General features: G+C 45.5%; 21 protein-coding genes and 2 pseudogenes. 13 read left to right on the plus strand and 10 right to left on the minus strand.

Going from position 1 to position 16,998, the window contains the following annotated elements:
• Positions 1-164 precede the first annotated feature (164 nt).
• The 3 genes from ACXAFI_RS12525 to ACXAFI_RS12535 form a co-directional block, all read right to left on the minus strand.
• Positions 165-1,040 carry an esterase-like activity of phytase family protein gene (locus ACXAFI_RS12525; RefSeq protein ID WP_475109082.1) on the minus strand — a complete coding sequence of 292 codons (876 nt, stop codon included), beginning with the start codon at positions 1,038-1,040 and terminating at the stop codon, positions 165-167.
• 71 nt (positions 1,041-1,111) lie between these two features.
• Entirely contained in the window at positions 1,112-1,594 is a 483-nt protein-coding gene (locus ACXAFI_RS12530; RefSeq protein WP_152452570.1) for a YajQ family cyclic di-GMP-binding protein, read from the minus strand.
• 14 nt (positions 1,595-1,608) lie between these two features.
• Complete coding sequence (locus ACXAFI_RS12535) at positions 1,609-2,145, minus strand: YaeQ family protein (protein WP_152452568.1); 537 nt, start codon at positions 2,143-2,145, stop codon at positions 1,609-1,611.
• Positions 2,146-2,231: 86 nt separating this feature from the next.
• Between ACXAFI_RS12535 and ACXAFI_RS12540 the strand changes: the two genes are divergently transcribed.
• The 7 genes from ACXAFI_RS12540 (at position 2,232) to ACXAFI_RS12570 (ending at position 8,526) form a co-directional block, all read left to right on the plus strand.
• Complete coding sequence (locus ACXAFI_RS12540; protein WP_444921589.1) at positions 2,232-2,846, plus strand: LemA family protein; 615 nt, start codon at positions 2,232-2,234, stop codon at positions 2,844-2,846.
• Between the two features lie 17 nt (positions 2,847-2,863).
• Positions 2,864-3,625, plus strand: a complete 762-nt coding sequence (locus ACXAFI_RS12545; protein ID WP_475109083.1) for a TPM domain-containing protein — start codon at positions 2,864-2,866, stop codon at positions 3,623-3,625.
• The gene (locus tag ACXAFI_RS12550; protein ID WP_253868892.1) at positions 3,625-4,236 is read left to right on the plus strand and encodes a TPM domain-containing protein; all 612 of its coding nucleotides are present in this window, start codon (positions 3,625-3,627) and stop codon (positions 4,234-4,236) included. The genes ACXAFI_RS12545 and ACXAFI_RS12550 overlap by 1 nt, the downstream gene beginning before the upstream one ends.
• 477 nt (positions 4,237-4,713) lie before the next feature.
• A complete protein-coding gene (locus tag ACXAFI_RS12555; RefSeq protein WP_475109084.1) occupies positions 4,714-6,477 on the plus strand; it encodes a hypothetical protein in 1,764 nt (587 codons plus the stop codon).
• A 30-nt stretch (positions 6,478-6,507) separates the two neighbouring features.
• Entirely contained in the window at positions 6,508-7,515 is a 1,008-nt protein-coding gene (locus ACXAFI_RS12560) for a HupE/UreJ family protein (protein WP_475109085.1), read from the plus strand.
• An 18-nt stretch (positions 7,516-7,533) separates the two neighbouring features.
• Positions 7,534-8,268 (plus strand): carbon-nitrogen hydrolase family protein, encoded by a 735-nt coding sequence (locus ACXAFI_RS12565; RefSeq protein ID WP_475109086.1) that lies wholly within the window; start codon positions 7,534-7,536, stop codon positions 8,266-8,268.
• A gap of 96 nt (positions 8,269-8,364) precedes the next feature.
• Positions 8,365-8,526 carry a hypothetical protein gene (locus ACXAFI_RS12570; protein WP_475109087.1) on the plus strand — a complete coding sequence of 54 codons (162 nt, stop codon included), beginning with the start codon at positions 8,365-8,367 and terminating at the stop codon, positions 8,524-8,526.
• A gap of 773 nt (positions 8,527-9,299) precedes the next feature.
• On the opposite strand, the gene ACXAFI_RS12575 is transcribed toward ACXAFI_RS12570, so the two are convergent.
• The 4 genes and pseudogenes from ACXAFI_RS12575 to ACXAFI_RS12590 all read right to left on the minus strand — a co-directional run bounded on the left by ACXAFI_RS12575 (position 9,300) and on the right by ACXAFI_RS12590 (position 11,502).
• Positions 9,300-9,890, minus strand: a complete 591-nt coding sequence (locus ACXAFI_RS12575) for a TrmH family RNA methyltransferase (RefSeq protein ID WP_475109088.1) — start codon at positions 9,888-9,890, stop codon at positions 9,300-9,302.
• A 99-nt stretch (positions 9,891-9,989) separates the two neighbouring features.
• Positions 9,990-10,292 (minus strand): annotated as a pseudogene (locus ACXAFI_RS12580) (GFA family protein); the annotation flags it as partial.
• 207 nt (positions 10,293-10,499) lie between these two features.
• A complete protein-coding gene (locus ACXAFI_RS12585) occupies positions 10,500-10,901 on the minus strand; it encodes a hypothetical protein (protein WP_475109089.1) in 402 nt (133 codons plus the stop codon).
• A gap of 112 nt (positions 10,902-11,013) precedes the next feature.
• Positions 11,014-11,502, minus strand: coding sequence for a hypothetical protein (locus ACXAFI_RS12590; RefSeq protein ID WP_475109090.1), 489 nt, complete (start codon positions 11,500-11,502; stop codon positions 11,014-11,016).
• Between the two features lie 816 nt (positions 11,503-12,318).
• Here ACXAFI_RS12590 and ACXAFI_RS12595 point away from each other — a divergent pair.
• The 3 genes from ACXAFI_RS12595 (at position 12,319) to ACXAFI_RS12605 (ending at position 13,256) form a co-directional block, all read left to right on the plus strand.
• Positions 12,319-12,552: a hypothetical protein gene (locus ACXAFI_RS12595; protein ID WP_475109091.1), complete on the plus strand. Its 234-nt coding sequence runs from the start codon at positions 12,319-12,321 to the stop codon at positions 12,550-12,552.
• Between the two features lie 176 nt (positions 12,553-12,728).
• On the plus strand, positions 12,729-12,863 hold the full coding sequence (locus tag ACXAFI_RS12600; protein WP_475109092.1) for a hypothetical protein: 135 nt from the start codon (positions 12,729-12,731) through the stop codon (positions 12,861-12,863).
• A gap of 63 nt (positions 12,864-12,926) precedes the next feature.
• Positions 12,927-13,256, plus strand: coding sequence for a transposase (locus ACXAFI_RS12605; protein WP_475109821.1), 330 nt, complete (start codon positions 12,927-12,929; stop codon positions 13,254-13,256).
• A gap of 43 nt (positions 13,257-13,299) precedes the next feature.
• On the opposite strand, the gene ACXAFI_RS12610 is transcribed toward ACXAFI_RS12605, so the two are convergent.
• The 3 genes from ACXAFI_RS12610 to ACXAFI_RS12620 form a co-directional block, all read right to left on the minus strand.
• Entirely contained in the window at positions 13,300-13,776 is a 477-nt protein-coding gene (locus ACXAFI_RS12610; protein ID WP_475109093.1) for a protein-tyrosine phosphatase family protein, read from the minus strand.
• 107 nt (positions 13,777-13,883) lie between these two features.
• Complete coding sequence (locus ACXAFI_RS12615; RefSeq protein ID WP_475109094.1) at positions 13,884-14,369, minus strand: hypothetical protein; 486 nt, start codon at positions 14,367-14,369, stop codon at positions 13,884-13,886.
• Between the two features lie 151 nt (positions 14,370-14,520).
• Positions 14,521-14,847, minus strand: coding sequence for a barstar family protein (locus ACXAFI_RS12620; RefSeq protein ID WP_475109095.1), 327 nt, complete (start codon positions 14,845-14,847; stop codon positions 14,521-14,523).
• Positions 14,848-15,241: 394 nt separating this feature from the next.
• On the opposite strand from ACXAFI_RS12620, the pseudogene ACXAFI_RS12625 reads away from it, so the two are divergent.
• From ACXAFI_RS12625 to ACXAFI_RS12635, 3 genes and pseudogenes are all read left to right on the plus strand, one after another.
• Positions 15,242-16,210 (plus strand): annotated as a pseudogene (locus ACXAFI_RS12625) (IS30 family transposase).
• A gap of 111 nt (positions 16,211-16,321) precedes the next feature.
• A complete protein-coding gene (locus ACXAFI_RS12630) occupies positions 16,322-16,759 on the plus strand; it encodes an IS3 family transposase (RefSeq protein WP_475109096.1) in 438 nt (145 codons plus the stop codon).
• A 6-nt stretch (positions 16,760-16,765) separates the two neighbouring features.
• Complete coding sequence (locus ACXAFI_RS12635; protein WP_475109822.1) at positions 16,766-16,996, plus strand: DDE-type integrase/transposase/recombinase; 231 nt, start codon at positions 16,766-16,768, stop codon at positions 16,994-16,996.
• The last annotated feature ends 2 nt before the right edge of the window (positions 16,997-16,998 follow it).

Raw genomic sequence — 16,998 nt, forward strand, 5'->3', positions numbered from 1 at the left:
AGGTAAGAGGCAATGATTGCATTTTGCGGCGGTTTTCACAGGCGCGAGCACTAACTACAGTCTTTGTGCTCCCTCAGCCCAAAACTGACAAGCCCCAAACGCGACAGCACCAGTGCCAAAAATTGCACTTCTCTTTGAAGTCATAAAGATAGTGCTTGTAGGCTCTAATGATTACTCTCAGGAAGGGCTAGATGCAGCAATAAGGCGCGCTTGTCCTCCGGCGCCTGAGCACGGCCGACATTATTATTATCCAATACAACGAAAATGCCCTGGGAATTGACCGCTAAGCCTTCTCCCTTGCCGTAACGGGTTTCTTCGTAAATCCGTTCGGGAGACTCCTCTAACGCGCGATAATCTACACACCACTGGGCTTTTAAGCTTGAGAGCTCCCTGCGACATACTGCGTGGGCATTGCGCTCCAGGGTGAACAAAGCCCCGTCATAATAATCGAGACCGGTCAGATCTTCTGAACGCCCATAAAAATCCAGACCAGAAACCGGCGGCAGAGTAAATGTTCTGACCTCACCATTAGCGTTGAGCCGCAGTAAACCACGGGGATCGCGCTCCATTGCCACCCAAAAGGTATCACCGGCCTTGACCAACCCCTCGCTGGAAGCGTTGGGCTTTTGCAGATAGCCCTGCTCCCTGGCTTTCGGTGACCAGATATGCTCCTGCCAATTCGCCCTACCCCGAGCATCCACATTGGCGATACGGTTGTAATGCTCGCTCACCAGGTGAATGGTGTCATCGGCACAGCTGATACCCTCGAAGTCCAGCTCATCAGCAGGCCGGAAGAACTCAGTAAGGGCGACCCATAAACTCCCCGTCTGATCCTTACTGGGGATACCCAGATCGGCGAGAAGTAGATGGGAGCGCAGCTCGGCGCGATCGCCATCCAGTGCCAGAGCGTAAATCTCCCCAGAGTTCTTGTCGGAAACCGCCAGCAACTTGCCGGCACAAAAGCTTAAGCCCGAAATGTCCAGCCCTTCGCTGTTATCCACCCAATAGCTGGCCTGCAGCTTTGCGGGGGTAATTTCCACTGCTGCCGCCACAGGCGAGAGCAACACAAGAGTAATACTGAAGAGAAAACGTTGAATCACTGAAGAACCAATTAATCGCGGAAGTTGTTAAATTGCAGCGGCTGCTCAAGCTCTTTACCACGTAAAAGGGCAATCACCTGCTGCAGATCATCGCGCTTTTTGCCGGTAACCCGCACCTGCTCACCCTGAATAGCCGCTTGCACCTTGAGTTTTTCATCTTTGATTAGCTTAACGATTTTTTTTGACAATTCTTTGTCGAGGCCATTTTTCAGGGTGATACCCACTTTGACCTGCTTGCCAGACTGTTCTTTTTCACCCACGTCCATCGCCAATGGATCGATATCACACTTGATCAAAGCACCGCGCAACATGTCTACCATTTGGTCTACCTGCATATCGGCTTCGGCGCGCACCACCAGGGAAAAATCGCTCATCTCCACCTCCGCATCCACGCCTTTAAAGTCAAAGCGATTGATGACAGTGCGGTTTACCTGATCTACAGCGTTGGTCAGCTGGTGCTTATCCACTTCAGATACAATGTCAAAAGAAGGCATTAATTTCTCTGCTCCTATTTCCAGATTTGCGGAGTAATCTCCGTATTGTGATTGTTATCGGCCAGCCAAATATGGCCATCTTGAATGGTGATACTGAAATCCATATTGCGCTCAGCCATCTGCGCTAGTTGCTCGGTGGTATCAGCGGCGAGATGGTAAACCCTGAGGTTTTCAAAGCGCTCGAGCTGACTTTCCAGCTTTTGCCACCAGATCGGCGCGGCACGCCGCCCGTAACTGTATACCAAAACCTGTCCGGCGCGGTTGCTGGCTTTACGCAAGCGCTCCTCGGCGGGAAGGCCCACCTCTATCCAAAGATCGATCTCTCCACTGAGGTTCTTCTGCCACAAGTCCGCTTCCTCATCAGAGGAGAGACCTCGGGTAAACTCCAATGCATCGGACGCATTGTGCGCAAACGCCAATAAGCGCACCATCATGCGCTCATCCGTTTCCGAAGGGTGACGCGCCAAGGTCAGCTGGTGTTCCGCGTAGTAATCGCGGTCCATATCGGCTATTTGCACCTTGGCTTTGAAAATTGTTGCTTTTAGTGCCATTTCGGCTCCATCTCTACGCCACCTTTAGCACTGCAACTAAGGCGGACTATTCTTGGTTGGTTCACGGAAGATTAAGGATATTCCGTATGACCTCTGCGACCGGCGGCAGCCTGCCAATCTGGCGCTGCACCCTGCTGTGTCTGCTGGCAAGCTTTATCAGTGGCTGCGGCATCAACAATATCCCCACCTATGACGAGCAGGTGAAAGCTGCCTGGGCCCAGGTGGAAAACCAGTACCAACGCCGCGCAGACCTGGTGCCCAACTTGGTTAAAACCGTTCAAGCTTACGCCGGCCATGAACGCGAGACCCTCCAGGCCGTTACTGAAGCGCGCGCCAAGGTTAATTCCCTGCAGCTGGACGGTGAGCTACTCAACGATCCGGCCAAGCTACAACAGTTCGAGGCTGCACAAACACAGCTCTCCAGCGCCCTATCGCGGCTGATGCTGGTGGTGGAGCGCTACCCCGACCTCAAAGCCAACCAGAACTTCCTCAGCCTGCAATCTCAGCTTGAAGGTACCGAAAATCGCATCAGCGTGGCGCGCCGGGATTATATCCAGGCAGTGCAGCGCTACAACCGTGAGATTCGCACTTTTCCCGGCCGTATCTGGCACGCACTCCTATACCGGGATATGCCGCTTAGGGAAACCTTCCAGGCTACCAGTGAGGGAGCCGAGAAGGCTCCGGAAGTCAACTTCCAATAGGCAGTCGGAAATCCCTTATGACACGCCCCTCTCTCACCTTATTGACACTCATCACACCGCTGCTGGCCATGGTGCTCTGGGCCGAGGTGCAGTTCCCCCCCCTATCTGGGCGAGTGGTGGACAGAGCCGAGCTCCTGACCGCCGAAGAGAGGTACAAACTGACAGAGTTGATCCAGCAATATGAGTCTGAGAGCAGCAATCAACTGGTAGTAGCCACCCTGCCGGAGCTTCAAGGTATCACCATAGAGGAATACGCCAATCAATTGGCGAGAGAGTGGAAGCTGGGACACAAGAAGAAAAATAACGGGATTCTCTTCTTGATAGCGCCCAAGGAGCGCAAAGTCCGCATTGAAGTGGGCTACGGTCTGGAGGGCGCGCTTACCGATGCGCTATCTGCCAATATTATCCAAACCAAGGTGTTACCAGAATTCCAGAAAGGCGATTTAGCCAAAGGGGTTAACGCCGGGGTGAACTCCATCATTGCCGCCACCAAGAACGAGTATGTGGCTGAGCCAGTGGAGACTAAAAAAGACCGGCGCCTGGCCGTTGTGGTTGGTCTATTTCTATTACTGGTGATGCTCCATCTATTCGGCAGCTCTGTCCTCAGCTCCCCGGTTCAAGGCCGAAATTACAAGCGCGGTCGCTTTGGTGGCTACTATGGTAGTGGCGGCTTCGGCGCCGGACACCCAGGTGGCGGTTTTTCCGGCGGCGGTACCGGAGGCGGGTTCAGCGGAGGGGGCGGTGGATTTGGCGGAGGAGGTGCTTCAGGAGGATGGTAATGCTAAGTAGCAGTTATCAACGCCAGGTGGCCGAGGCCATCAAGGAAGTGGAGACCCACACCGATGCGGAACTGGTGGCAATTGTCGCGCGGGAAGCTGATAAATATTTATATATTTCCACTCTATGGGCCGCTTTCATAACGCTATTGCTCTCACCACTATTTCAATTCCTGCCCTGGTGGCTCAGCTTTCAACAGGCCTTCCTGCTTCAGTGGGTTCTGTTTATCGTTCTGGCAGTGTTCTTTCGTTGGCGGCCAATCACCATGCGCTTAGTGCCTAAGAAGATCAAATTCTGGCGAGCCTCAAACCTGGCCCGCCGCCAATTTCTGGAACAGGAACTGCACAGCACCAAAGATCGCTTGGGTTTGTTGATTTTTGTCTGTGAGGCGGAGCACTATGTAGAAATACTCGCAGACCGCGGCCTTGCTCAACATGTCTCCAATGACGACTGGCAGACCATCATCGAGCAATTTGTGCGGGAACTTAAGCGCGGTAAGGCTGGAGAAGCACTGTTACTCTGTATTGCACAATGTGGAGACTTACTAAAAGAGGCCGCCCCAAGTAGTGCCGTAAAGGATGAACTGCCCAACCATCTAATCCTGATCAACTAACGCTAGTTATAGCCCTGTTTCATCGACAAGAATGTTTTTAACGTCACAATATTCCCATATCCCTGCGCCAACTATCCCTTCTACTAAGCTGCTGCTAAAGAGCCGTTAATTACCAAAGACAGCTGGGGTTACACAAATAGGATTGACCGACGATGATTTGTTATGGCGTGCCACTAAATAGGACATGGCCTCCAGAATGGAGTGATTAATAAGGATGTCTGCCGCCTAGCTTCTATTTAGCTTCCATTACACAAAAACTGCCAGCCAGCCTGGAGGGCAAGGTGGGCTCCATCTCCTTCACTGAGACCGATCCAGTGATTTGTCACAATTTTATTAATCAAATTTATCAAAAGGTAAATAAAGTTTTCGGCACCGACGTAAAAGCGCCAAGTTAACTGACCAGCGTTCAGCTGCCTGACCTCTATTAACTCAGGACTTCTTAGCAAAAACTTGAAACCAAAAAAATAGAAAAGTTAAATGAGCAAACTCATCACTGTAATTTCGATCCTTATATCGACCCTTATATCAATCTTTGCATCACCACTTACTCGTGCAGAGTTTATTAGTCTTACTGGAGCGGAAACTGCACCAAATATCGCAGAAATAGAGATATTGAATAATCACCTACACATCAGCCTTGAAATCTCCGCAGCTGATGCCGGTACATTCTGGCCAGAATTACCTTCAACCAAAAGTATCTATGAAATCGCTCGGCTTGCCCAAACACAAAAAGAAATCGCCATTGAAGTTTATTCCCCGGATGGAAAAATTGAACCCACGACAACATCCATCAGAATTGCAGAGAGAAAGCCGAGAAACTCCCCCTTTGCTGGAAAAACAGACCCCAGGACCGGGGTGCGTATGCCGGATTTCCCCTCCGATAAGACCATCATCTTAGCCAATTTGGAATTCCCCATAAAGGGTTTGACCAATCTTGAAATCCGCCCTCCATTAGATTCAGATGGCACAGCCTCAGTCACAATAGGATTTACCAGTCAGCACGGCCACACACCAGTGAGTGGCTTCCACTATTTGTCTCAGACTGAACCTCTAAAAATCGACTGGAAAGATCCCTGGAACACTCAATTCGAAAACCAAAATATCAATCGACATAACCGCCACCCCCTCAGGTCCTTTCTCTATGTAGAGCCTCGCCAGATTCGCCACGAGATCCTACTGCGCCCGAGAGACTTATTGCAATGGACTGACCAATCCTTTAACGCCTGGCAGCCGCTCACAATCCAACGAAGAAAACAACTGCAAAAGACCGCAGAAAAATTTCTACTAAGAAAAAACCCCACCACCATCGACCAGACTCCGGTAGAACCCATCAGCACTGAAACGGTGTTTCTTAAAGCTAACAATACGGGCTTCACCACCGTAAAAGAGCACGAGTCTATTGAGATGGGATCCCTGTTAATTGGTTACAGGGAAAAATATCCTATTAAAGAGTTACCTCAGAGTGTTACCATAGATTGGAAGCTCTTTACCGAATCTATCAACTCCGTTCCCACATTAATCCAAGACCCAGCAGGCCCTTTCCCCACCCATGTTATGCCGGATTTCCCCGATATCCAATGGCGCAACTATTTATACGATTATCGCGCGCCCAACAGCGACCCTGTGCCCGTTGAGAGTACTATAGCCGCCATTCCCATGGCAGTGCTTTTCTCTTTCTGTTTTGCGGTATTTTTTATTCTTACATTGCGCAGCAAAAAAGTGGAAACCAAAAACAAGCATCCAATACTCTTTTACAGCATCGTGATTATCTGCGCAGTGCCCATCTATTATGCCCTTCCAAGTGAGCTACGCATCCCCTTACCTGGAACCATTAACAAAAAAGAACTAAAGGAAATTACAGAGACATTGCTTGTGAGACTTTCCGCCGCTTATGAAGAACCACAGAGCGAGGAATTAAAAGTTCAACTTGCCAACCTGGTAAGTCGAGAGAGATTTAGCTACACGGTACAAAACCTTTCACAAATCTATCAACCATTAACCAGTAGTGGCAATAAGGGTTCAATCAGATCTATACGCGATCTGGAAATCGAACATGCGGATCAAACCGTCGTAAACGGAAACAAGACTTTCAGAATTGTCGGCAAGTGGCACTCATACATCGAAGACTATAGCTGGGGACAGATGGAGCAATTACCGAGAGAAACCCGTGCGAGCATTGAAATCACTCAATCTGACAATTATTGGAAGATATCGGCCTTTACACCGCTTTCTATACGATAACCTTACCGCTAGGCTTGGAAGGTAGGCACAATGAAAAAACACCATTCATATCTCATTCAGCTCCTTTCACTGACTCTGGCGTTACACTTATCTGCAATTTCCCAAATCGCTGAGGCCCATTTCTTACTCAACCAAAATATAAAAATCCGACACATTGAGCATACTCCCAGCGGAGCAAGCCTCTATACGAGGCTACCTGTTATTTATTTACTAGGTGATAAAGCCCAGCGCACTATTGATCCCGTCCCAGGTAAAACCTCCAATCCCGCACCCTATTTGCCCAACAGCCTGAAAGAGAATCAGCTGTTCAGCTCACTAAAACTGGGTTTACTCAATCAGGAAAACAACGCAAACTTAATCCTCAACTACAACCCAGGAAAAACTCAGGTTTTTCGCTCTAGGGCGGTAATACATATGTCTGCTCTTACTAGCCATTCCAGTGTGGATTCTGTAAAGACCTTCCTCCGGCAGGGCATAATGCATATTATTGAAGGATTAGATCATGTGCTTTTTGTACTCTGCCTTAGCTTAAGTGCACTAACTCTCCCCCTACTACTATGGCGTGTCACTGGCTTTACCATCGGCCATAGTATTACCCTGTCAGCGGGATTCTTTGGTTTTATTCCCACCGCTGCCTGGTTCATCCCATTAATTGAAACCGGGATCGCTATCTCTATTATCTATGTAGCCTGGCCTTCCCTAAGGAAACAATCCATCACTACATTATCCAGCGAGCTAACAATTTTTTTCACTTCCTGTATGCTGGGCCTACTGCATGGACTGGGGTTTTCTTTTGTTTTGCACGACATACTCAGTATTAACTCACCTAATATTTGGCAGAGTCTGTTGGCATTTAATCTCGGCGTGGAAGCGGGTCAGATTTTAATAATTTTGGCAATCTGGCCTCTTCTTTACTTGGCCAGGCGCCGACAGCAAGCATGGGAGACTCAACTACGCTATTCAATTGCCACTATGTGCTGTGCCGTTGCCTTAATCTGGACCTTTGAGAGGGGCTATGGGTTGATCAGTGTTATTTAGCAAGAAACAACATTTATTATGCTGGACAGTAAATCGACCAACTCAAAGTTAAAAGTGGCTGTAGTTCAAGCCGCGTCCTGCTTACTGGATTTGCAAGCAGGAGTCGAAAAAGCGATCGCCTTTATTGATGAGGCGGGACAAGCCGGTGCAAAGATTTTAAATTTCCCGGAGCTATGGCTACCAGGATATCCCTGGTGGATCTGGCTAAATCCACCAGCGGAGAATATGCAGCACGCCATTAGCTATATCAAGAACTCACTCGTCGCTGATGATAAGTTCGACCAAGCTCTACGCAAGGCGGCATGCCGCAATAGTATCCATGTGATTATGGGCCTCTCAGAGCGAGTGGGCGGCGGCCTTTATATTGCCCAGTGGCACTATGGACCTGAAGGAGAGGTTCTCTGGCGTCGTCGCAAGTTAAAGCCCACCCATGTAGAGCGCAGTGTATTTGGCGAGGGAGATGGCAGTGACCTGATTGTTGCAGGAACCGAATATGGACGTCTGGGTGCCCTCTGCTGCTGGGAGCACCTGCAGCCTCTCATGAAGTTTGCGCTGTACAGCCAGAGTGAAGAAATACACTGTGCAGCAACCCCTACTTACGGTCTTTATGCAAAACTCTTCAAAGCATTTAGCCCAGAAGTCAGTATGCGCGTCTACCAAATCTATGCGTTAGAGGGACAATGCTTTGTCTTATCTTCCTGTTCAATAGTCGATAAAACTATTTTCAACCAGCTGGTTAAGAACGAACAGTAGGAAAGTTATTTAGAAATGGGAGGCGGTTACAGCCGAATCTTCGCCCCTGACGGATCAGAATTCAAAATTCACCTCCCCCACAACCAAGAGGGCCTATTGATTGATGAGATTGACCTAGACCAAATACTCGCCGCCAAAACCGCCGCCGATCCAGCAGGCCACTATGCTCGCGCCGATGCAGTGGCCCTATTGCATAACCATAGAGCACGAAGGTTGGCAATCGACTTTGATGAGATTAATATTAAAGGAGAACCATAGCCCCCCTATTAAATCCAGTCCAAAATACCAGACTGGGAAGACAATTCAGAATTTTCTTAAAAGCAGATCTATTTGATATAGGGTTGTGACAGATAAAAACTATAATCGCCCTCGAACACCGATATGATATAAAAACCCTGCGGCTGATCCCCCAGTAACGACTTCAGCATTGAGATCTAAGTTTCTTTCATACCATGAAACTGGCTCTTAAATCACCTGAAACAAAACTATAGCGCAGCAGTAGTTTTGACATAGGATTCATTTAATTGTTAACTATTTTGTTTGCAAACATAGTAAAGGTGCCAGGTGACCAATATTGGAATGACCAAGTAGATTGAAATTAGGTTATTTACACCCATAAAACCGATGCTAGCTAAAACGAGAGAAATACAGCCGATTAAAAGATGTATTCGGTAATTCTGGATAGGATGATTAATTTCTCTCCATATAAGCCTCCTAAGTAATTGGATAATCCCCCATACTCCAATACCCCCAAGTAGAACTGATGAAAACACCAAAAATCCAACTGGCTCTCCTTCTACCATGACAGCAATGCTATACGGAAGCCCTATACCAACACCCATAAGCCAAAGAATCAATGTTGGCCCGTAGCCTATTAAAACTTCGCTCGAATAAAATACTAATTTCATAAGTTAAGTATGGTTAAACTCCGCAATCAAATGCGGCTTACCTTGTGTGCTTTTTGCATGGAAATAGGAATGCCGTGATTTTTTAAAAAACGTTCAAAGCAAAACGTCCGCCATATTGCTTTTTTACGCGCCGCGGTTGGCCCGCTTGTACTTTTCCTGATACTCCCGGCGTTGTTTAGTAACTTCATACAAAACAATTCCAGAAGTTGTTCCGAGATTCAGGCTTTCTATCATTCCAAACATTGGAATGGATACGCAGAACTCACTATTTTCAACTGCAAGATCACTTATACCTCTAGATTCATTACCAAACCATACAGCCAATTTTGGCTGTGTATAATCAGCCTCGTGCAATATAAAGTTGTCCTTTCCTTTCACATGAGGTGAAGTGACGATTGAGGTGAATCGGTTTTTCTTCAAGTGAGCCAGACATTCTTCGGTACTATCAAACCGCTTTACGAAGCTCCATTTGATCGCAGAGACAGATGGTTTATAAAGTGATTTCCTTTCTCTCATTTCCTGCCAATCATCAGGTAGTGAATTGCGTGGATCAACAATGTATGTTTTTTCGACCCCTAGCGCATTGACGTTTCTAATGACTGTTCCGATGTTCTTCACATCCATTGGATATTCGAGGACAGCGATAAGATGTTTGCAACGGTAAGGTTTGATTTCATTAGCTCTTTTCCTAGCGTCACTTTTGTCAACTTCCATATTTTTATAGATCTCAGATAAATTACTTGCGTCAAATGTTGTCAGCAGAGACTGGCCGTAGCGTTTTTTGCGCGAAGCGGATTGCGCAGACCATCCTGGTTACGCTGACTCCTTTGAAAACTGGGTAGAACCCTCCGGAATATGAAATCCCGGTAGATTTCGTGAAATCCAAATATGAATAGCTCTATCAATATCTACGGAGTTATCTAAAAATCCACCTTTTTTACTAACAATCTCAGTAGAATCCTGCCCTTGATGCCATAACCTGATCCCACAGTTAGGACATAAGGCACATTCAAGTGTATTGCCAGACCCTGTTGGGCGAGGCCAAAATTTTGGCTCACCCTTAGTCACACGGAATGTTTCTTTATTCGCAAAAAAAGAAATAGCAAGAACAGAAGCCGACTGCTTTCGTCACTCTGTGACGTGGCAAACAAAAATTTCGATTGGCTTCCCGGAAAACTCATATCAGATTCTGCCACATTGAGACCCACCTAAAGAAAAATCTCTCACTTCATTTTCCAGCTGAAATATTCCTTGGTAGCACTAACACTCTAATAACCGGCAACATGGCTGTCTGGCGCCAAAGGCGCATAGTTTATTGACTTGTCAAATGCTCTTGCACCAAACATCTAGCACCCCTTTAGTATACAAACCGGAATCATTAGAAAAGAAATCATCTACAACTTGCCCCAGACTTGTTATATTTAGCTTACAGCCAAAAGGTAGCTTATTATGATATTCACTAACTGCTGATATGCGTATTTGACCGATCTGGTCATCTAGCCATGAATAAAAAATCATTGTTGACCCACTACGCTTACGTTTGTAAAGCTCAGCACAGCTGAACAAAAACTCTTGGACAGAATCACGCCCCCACTCACGGAGTAATTTCTGGTTAAAGCCAAAAGAAAACATGTTCGACTCTGCCTCTTCATTTATTTTATGAGAAGAAACAATCTCAACTTCCTTTTCTAGCTCTTCGAGCCATCTTTTAAGTGTGCTATGCATTGTTTATGACATTTAACGCTAAGTTAACCGGCGCACAGTGCGAAGCACGCTTTTATGCGTCCGACGAAGGCTGCTCGCGGCCGGAGTGTAGTTGAACACCTGTTAAAAGGCATTAGGTACGGCCTCGCAGCTTATTAAATAGATTGAGCCAGAAGGTAGACTCGCTAACAAGCCATAAGCCAATGGCTAACTGGAACACCAAACCAGCTGGCCATAAAATGCTTGATGACGATATTTCCACAGTGTTTGGTATAAATGACAGTGAGCGAGGTAAATAAGCTAGAGCATTAACAACAAAGTATAAACCTGCTAACTGAAACAATACTTTTTGAGAGTCACTACTCAGTGTTGCCTCGGAGTTGGATTTGGCACTCTTTAAAACTGAGCTGGCAGCTTTGTTGATCAAGAATGCTGCGATGAGCCCGACTAGGATAAATGCCATTATGAGGCCAACATAAGCGCCCATAGGTATTTCTTGCTGCTGATATTTCTCAACGCTGGCGTACAGCATTACAAGGCTTGGCAAATTCAAGATGAGTTGAATTAAAAGCCAGATTGAAAATAGCCTTAATGCGATTGCTGTGACTTGCTGCGTAATCATGGTTTGCCTTTTAACGCTCGCTTCAGCCGCTCGTCGGCTGCATGCGATTGTTAGCTTTCATTTCTAGTTTAATTCTAGCAGTCAACTCACTGGTTAGATCAATAATAGGGCACTCATCCCTTCCAACTTCTTTAGAATTAACATGAAGACTGCGGCCGTATATTACCCGCATTGAATCTAGATTTTTTGAATAGAGAAATACAAGATCATTTACCACTAGATTTCGCTGTGCATGAAGATTCTTTAACTCACCTGCTAGTCGAAAAATTTCCCGTAAGTAACGTCTCTGATCTTGAAGACTAAGAGAGTATTTAAAATCGGTTCTCTTTGACCTTTCGATTTCACACTCAATCTTATTATTAACTGCGTCAATTTGCTTGCCCATCTCTGTTAGTTGAGGAAACCCTTCGTTTCACACAATGAGGGTAAGCCAATCTACTTGATATATACTTCTATCAACACATGAATCATCCAGACTGATGGTAGAGCACGATACGATACAAACACATAGTGATATTAATAAAGAACGCACTATGTCTCCTTGTAAGTTAACGCTTTTAGCAGGGGCGCAGTTTACTGCGTCCTTTGCCTAAACTTGTATGATTGTTCTTGTCCGATTCTGATGTTGAAAATTCTTTTCGCTAACGGGTAAATTGAGACCCACCTTCGGCGGCCACCGAAGGCCTTGTTTGTCACATGCTGCGCCGGTTCATAAAGACCGATAACAAGTATGAACGTGATAAGCACTCACTAGGCATTACTCGAATAGTCATGTGGGCCTCAAGCCCGAATAGCAAGGCGGAGATAGCTTATCTTATGGAACCTCAAGAGATCAATGTCGGTATCGATACCAGCAGTAAACAACTCGATATTTATGTGAGACCTACTGGCCAGTTCTTTAGTGTTACCAATAACAAAGAAGGTATTAAAGACGCCATTAAACAACTACAACCGCTTAAACCTCAAAGGGTATTAATTGAGTCCACATTAGAATTCGTCTGTGCTGCTCATAAAGCGGGACTGCCGATAGTTGTTTGCAACCCTTCGTAAGTAAGAAACTTTGCAAAGTCAGCGGGGCGGTTCGCAAAAACAGATAAGCTAGATGCAATTGATATCGCACATTTTGGTGAAGCAATGAAGCCAAGATTGTCATCAATAAAACCAGAAAACTAAGAAATATCAGTGATTTGCTGACGGCCAGGAACCAGTGCTTAGAGATGAGTACAATGCAAAAGAATCGCCTCAAAACAATGCCTAAGTCTGTTCATAAGCCCATTCAGGCTATCTTAAAGGCCATCAAGAAAGAGCTAGAAGGGGTCGATAAGCAACTTGATAAACTTGTTAGCAGTGTTGCCGAATAGCGACAAAAACGCGATTTCTTATTTAGCGCGAAAGGAGTCGGTAATGAACTGGCTTACACGCTACTGAGCGAACTTTCTGAGCTAGGCAAGTTGAACCACAAAGAGATTGCGGCACTTGCGGGTATCGCCCCCATGAATCGTGATAGCGGCAGCTTCCAGGGTAAGTGCTATATTCGAGATAGGCGACATCGTGTACGCACGGTTTTGTTTGTTTCTATGATGTCGGCAATACAATGCCACCCTAGAATAAAGCTAATGTATGAGTGCCTGATCTCTGCTGGCAAACCAAAGAAAGCTGCCCTTATCCATCTTATCGTATGTATGAGGAAAGAACTTACCATCCAAAATGTGATGGTAAAAAACAACACTTACTGGGATGAGAAAACGGCTTAAACACTTGACAAAGGACTATATTCACTTGTTACATAGTTGGTCATCAAATAAAACCAAGCCATGCTTCTTGTTCTTCGGTATCAGGTACTTGAACACCACGAGCACTAGATATTAATGATAAAGACTCTTCTGCATTCAAACCTGATTTCACTAAAATGGCGCCCGCTATTATTCCGGTACGGCCAATACCGGCTCTGCAATGAATAGCTATATGCTTGCCTGCACGTATTTCTTGCAATAGATGTTCAGCCAACTCAATTGTTTGTTGTGTATTAGGCAAGCCTCTATCAGGTATGGGAAATGAAACATACTCGATGGTATTCTTTATACAGAGCTGTTCTTCACAGGCTAAACCTACCTCTTGTTGCTCGAAAGTTTCAAGCAGGCAGACAATCTTGTTAATACCCAGACGAGCAAAACCTATGAATTCATCTTCAATCCACTCTCCAGATACAGGTTTAGTCATTACTGTTAATGTGCCAGACTCTATGTCTTTTACTTTATATGTAGTTGGTAACATACGCTCTTAAACTATGTAACGCCAGCAGTACGGGCCGGAGCCGCAATGCGGCGGAAGTCCAGTAAATGTGCAGCATTTGCGATCGCGCCTGCCCTTGTTAAAAATTTCTACCACCTATTAATAATAGTCTCAATTGACCTTGAGACCAGCTTACCTGAATGGAAGTCATAAACTACAGCTTCATACTCGACGCCAGATAAACCATGCTCTTTTGGGGATAGAAAAGTTCTCTCACCAATTCTTACGATGATTTTTCCTGTATACCAAGTAGCGGCGATGGGATAGCTTTTATTCGGAAAAATTGTGTCCACATCGATAGGTTTTGGAGACTTATCACAAGCATTGGCAACCAAGTACCTTAGAACAAGCATCCCTTTTTCTAAAGCCCATGATCCTCGATACCCTCGCCAATTTGCGCTACACATCTGAGGCTTGACCTTTTCATGAAAGGATTTTTGATCAATATATGAATCTAGTGGTAGCTGAGATATTTCGAATCTAGCTTGATCAACAGTAAATTCTTCTTTGATTTGTTGTGTAGCTGAGGCCTGCAAGCTCATGAACATTAAGAGGCTTGTTAATAATAACTTCACTTGAATCATTTCCTATTTTTAGCGCCGCCGACAGGGGCAGCTTACCTGATGCGCGATTTGCGCGAAAATGTGTGCGCAGCGACCAGCGCAAAACGTGTACCAGGCAATCTGTCCCAGAGCAAATTGCTCGGCTTGTTAGTGCATGGGACCACTACAACACTCTGAATGATAATAAACTACTGGGGTCCGATCTAAGATCATAAGAGATTTGCTTAAGATGATCGTAAAACAGCCCTTCTCGAAAGCTCTTCAAGCTATCTGAATTTCTAACGGATATTAACTTAGCTCCTTCAATTGGAGCACCCGGACCTCCAGCGTGCAAAGCATCCCAAAGCGCATCTAAGTTTCTACCAAATAGATCACCTTCAACAGTATCTACAGAGGATAAGTACTTATTCCAGAACTCTTCTTCTGATTTTATATTTGTGCAGTCGACAATGAATTTACTCATGGATTTATTGTGCACTAACGTCCGCATTTGGAGCCGTAGTGATGCGCCGTGTAACGAAGGAAACCTTCCCCCATGGAATAGACGCCTACCTTTTGAATAGGGTAGGAGAAAATACCGAAAATATTGAGCGAAGAACGTGTTGTTGAATACTCAACAGAGTTTAAAGTTAGAGTTGTCGTACTCACTAATCAAATGAAATTAGATACGACCACCATCGTCAACATCATTGGCCTACATCCAGTGATGGTGTATAGATAGCGACAAGAAAGTAGAGAAGGCAAGTTGGTTGAGAAACCTAGCCGTAGAATAAGTATGACGAAGACAGCGAAAATTCAGCTTGGTTTCGGATAATAAGTGCAATTGGTAAAGGAGGGCTCGGCTGGTAGAGTTGGCACCTCTCCCGACCAAGAGAAAGGCGCTGATGAGCTACTACCAACTGAGCGAGAACGAACGATACCAGATTTACAGCCTAAGGAAAGCTGGGCACTCTCAAAAAGCAATAGCAAAATTATTAGAGAGACATCCCTCGACGATCAGCCGAGAGCTACGACGCAATATAGGCTTGCGAGGATACCGTCCAGGGCAAGCACATAAGCTTGCAGAACTAAGACGCCAGCAAGCATACAAGGCACAGAAAGTAACTAATTGTGTGTGGCAACAAATAGACACCCTAACCCGGAAAGAACTAAGCCCCCAGCAAACTGCAAGCTATTTAAAGAGACATACAGGTGTATCTTTACATCATGAGACGATCTACCAACTTATTTATTTAGATCAGGCAAATGGTGGAGATTTATACAAGCACCTTAGGGTTGCATCAAAACCCTATCGCAAGCGATACGGTAAGTATGATCGACGCGGAAAGATCAGAAACAGAGTGTGCATAGATGATCGACCAGCTGTTGTAGACTGAATGAACCGGATTGGTGACTGGGAAGGTGATACCGTTATAGGCAAGGGGAATGGCGGAGCTTTGCTGACTATGGTTGAGCGCAAAACGTTATTTACTGTTATTGTTAGATTGACTGGCAAACGATCAGACTTGCTGGCTAAAGCAGCAGTTAGCCATATGGTGGGTTTCAAAGATAAAATCAAAATAATTACCTTCGACAATGGTCTTGAATTCGCTTGCCATGAAACAATTGCGGAAGGCTTGGAGGCTGATATTTATTTTGCTCACCCATATTCATCTTGGGAGAGAGGGATTAATGAAAATACTAACGGTCTCATTCGGCAATATTTCCCAAAGGATACAGACTTAAATAAAGTAACAGACCAGCAAGTTCAATTTGTAATGGATCGCCTAAACAGTAGACCAAGAGTGAGTCGGGGTGGAAGGTCACCGAATGAGTTATTTATGGGGCTGCCAGATAATCTTCTTGCAGCATGAAAGTATTGCAGTTATTACTTGAAACCAAGCAGTCTCAACTGATGATAAAGAAATAAAACGTCTAAGAAAACAGGTCGAGAAATTACAAAAGGAGAATAATCTTCTAAAAAAGTGGGAATCGTACCTGAAAGATCAAAAGCTGAAAGATTCGCGTTCATAGCCCAAAATCGGTGGGACTTTGGCGTCAGGTACTTGTGTAGATATTTGGATGTTTCGCTCCAGGGGTTTTATAAATGGCTTAACCGTATTGAGAGTGCTCGAGACATAGAAAATAAGCGAATTCTAGGGTGTATAGAGACTATCTACACACAGCATAATGGTAATTATGGAAGTCCAAGAATTAGCGCAGAACTGAAAGCTAATGGTGAGCGAATAAATCACAAAATTGTTGAACGCTTTATGCGAGAGGCTGGAATCGCGGGGAAAGCAGGAAGGATCTATCGTCGACGCCCATTACCTGGAAATCCTTGCATTAAGGTTGAAAATTTACAACGAGAGCATGGTATGCCGACTAAACCAGACTCTCATTGGGCAGGTGATGTTACCTAACTGAAGATCAATGGTCAGTGGCAATATTTAGCTGTAATTATTGATCTTTACTCTCGAAAAGTGGTGGGTTGGGAATTGTCAAATACTCGAACCATTGAATTAACGCTGTCAGCGCTAAATAAAGTTGTCCGCCGCAGAAGGATAGAATCAGATCTAATATTTCACAGTGACCGTGGGTCTGAGCACGGTGCTTATGCATACCAAAACCGACTCAAAGAACTAGAAGCTATTTCATAACT

It is taken from the genome of Microbulbifer sp. ABH2_005 (assembly GCF_056160005.1).

Excerpts from the sequence above, each read along its gene's own strand:
- ACXAFI_RS12530 (WP_152452570.1), bottom strand. The coding sequence starts at position 1,594 with ATGCCTTCTTTTGACATTGTATCTGAAGTGGATAAGCACCAGCTGACC.
- ACXAFI_RS12535 (WP_152452568.1), bottom strand. The coding sequence starts at position 2,145 with ATGGCACTAAAAGCAACAATTTTCAAAGCCAAGGTGCAAATAGCCGAT.
- ACXAFI_RS12540 (WP_444921589.1), top strand. The coding sequence starts at position 2,232 with ATGACCTCTGCGACCGGCGGCAGCCTGCCAATCTGGCGCTGCACCCTG.
- ACXAFI_RS12545 (WP_475109083.1), top strand. The coding sequence starts at position 2,864 with ATGACACGCCCCTCTCTCACCTTATTGACACTCATCACACCGCTGCTG.
- ACXAFI_RS12550 (WP_253868892.1), top strand. The coding sequence starts at position 3,625 with ATGCTAAGTAGCAGTTATCAACGCCAGGTGGCCGAGGCCATCAAGGAA.
- ACXAFI_RS12555 (WP_475109084.1), top strand. The coding sequence starts at position 4,714 with ATGAGCAAACTCATCACTGTAATTTCGATCCTTATATCGACCCTTATA.
- ACXAFI_RS12560 (WP_475109085.1), top strand. The coding sequence starts at position 6,508 with ATGAAAAAACACCATTCATATCTCATTCAGCTCCTTTCACTGACTCTG.
- ACXAFI_RS12565 (WP_475109086.1), top strand. The coding sequence starts at position 7,534 with ATGCTGGACAGTAAATCGACCAACTCAAAGTTAAAAGTGGCTGTAGTT.
- ACXAFI_RS12575 (WP_475109088.1), bottom strand. The coding sequence starts at position 9,890 with ATGGAAGTTGACAAAAGTGACGCTAGGAAAAGAGCTAATGAAATCAAA.
- ACXAFI_RS12585 (WP_475109089.1), bottom strand. The coding sequence starts at position 10,901 with ATGCATAGCACACTTAAAAGATGGCTCGAAGAGCTAGAAAAGGAAGTT.
- ACXAFI_RS12590 (WP_475109090.1), bottom strand. The coding sequence starts at position 11,502 with ATGATTACGCAGCAAGTCACAGCAATCGCATTAAGGCTATTTTCAATC.
- ACXAFI_RS12595 (WP_475109091.1), top strand. The coding sequence starts at position 12,319 with ATGGAACCTCAAGAGATCAATGTCGGTATCGATACCAGCAGTAAACAA.
- ACXAFI_RS12600 (WP_475109092.1), top strand. The coding sequence starts at position 12,729 with ATGCAAAAGAATCGCCTCAAAACAATGCCTAAGTCTGTTCATAAGCCC.
- ACXAFI_RS12610 (WP_475109093.1), bottom strand. The coding sequence starts at position 13,776 with ATGTTACCAACTACATATAAAGTAAAAGACATAGAGTCTGGCACATTA.
- ACXAFI_RS12620 (WP_475109095.1), bottom strand. The coding sequence starts at position 14,847 with ATGCGGACGTTAGTGCACAATAAATCCATGAGTAAATTCATTGTCGAC.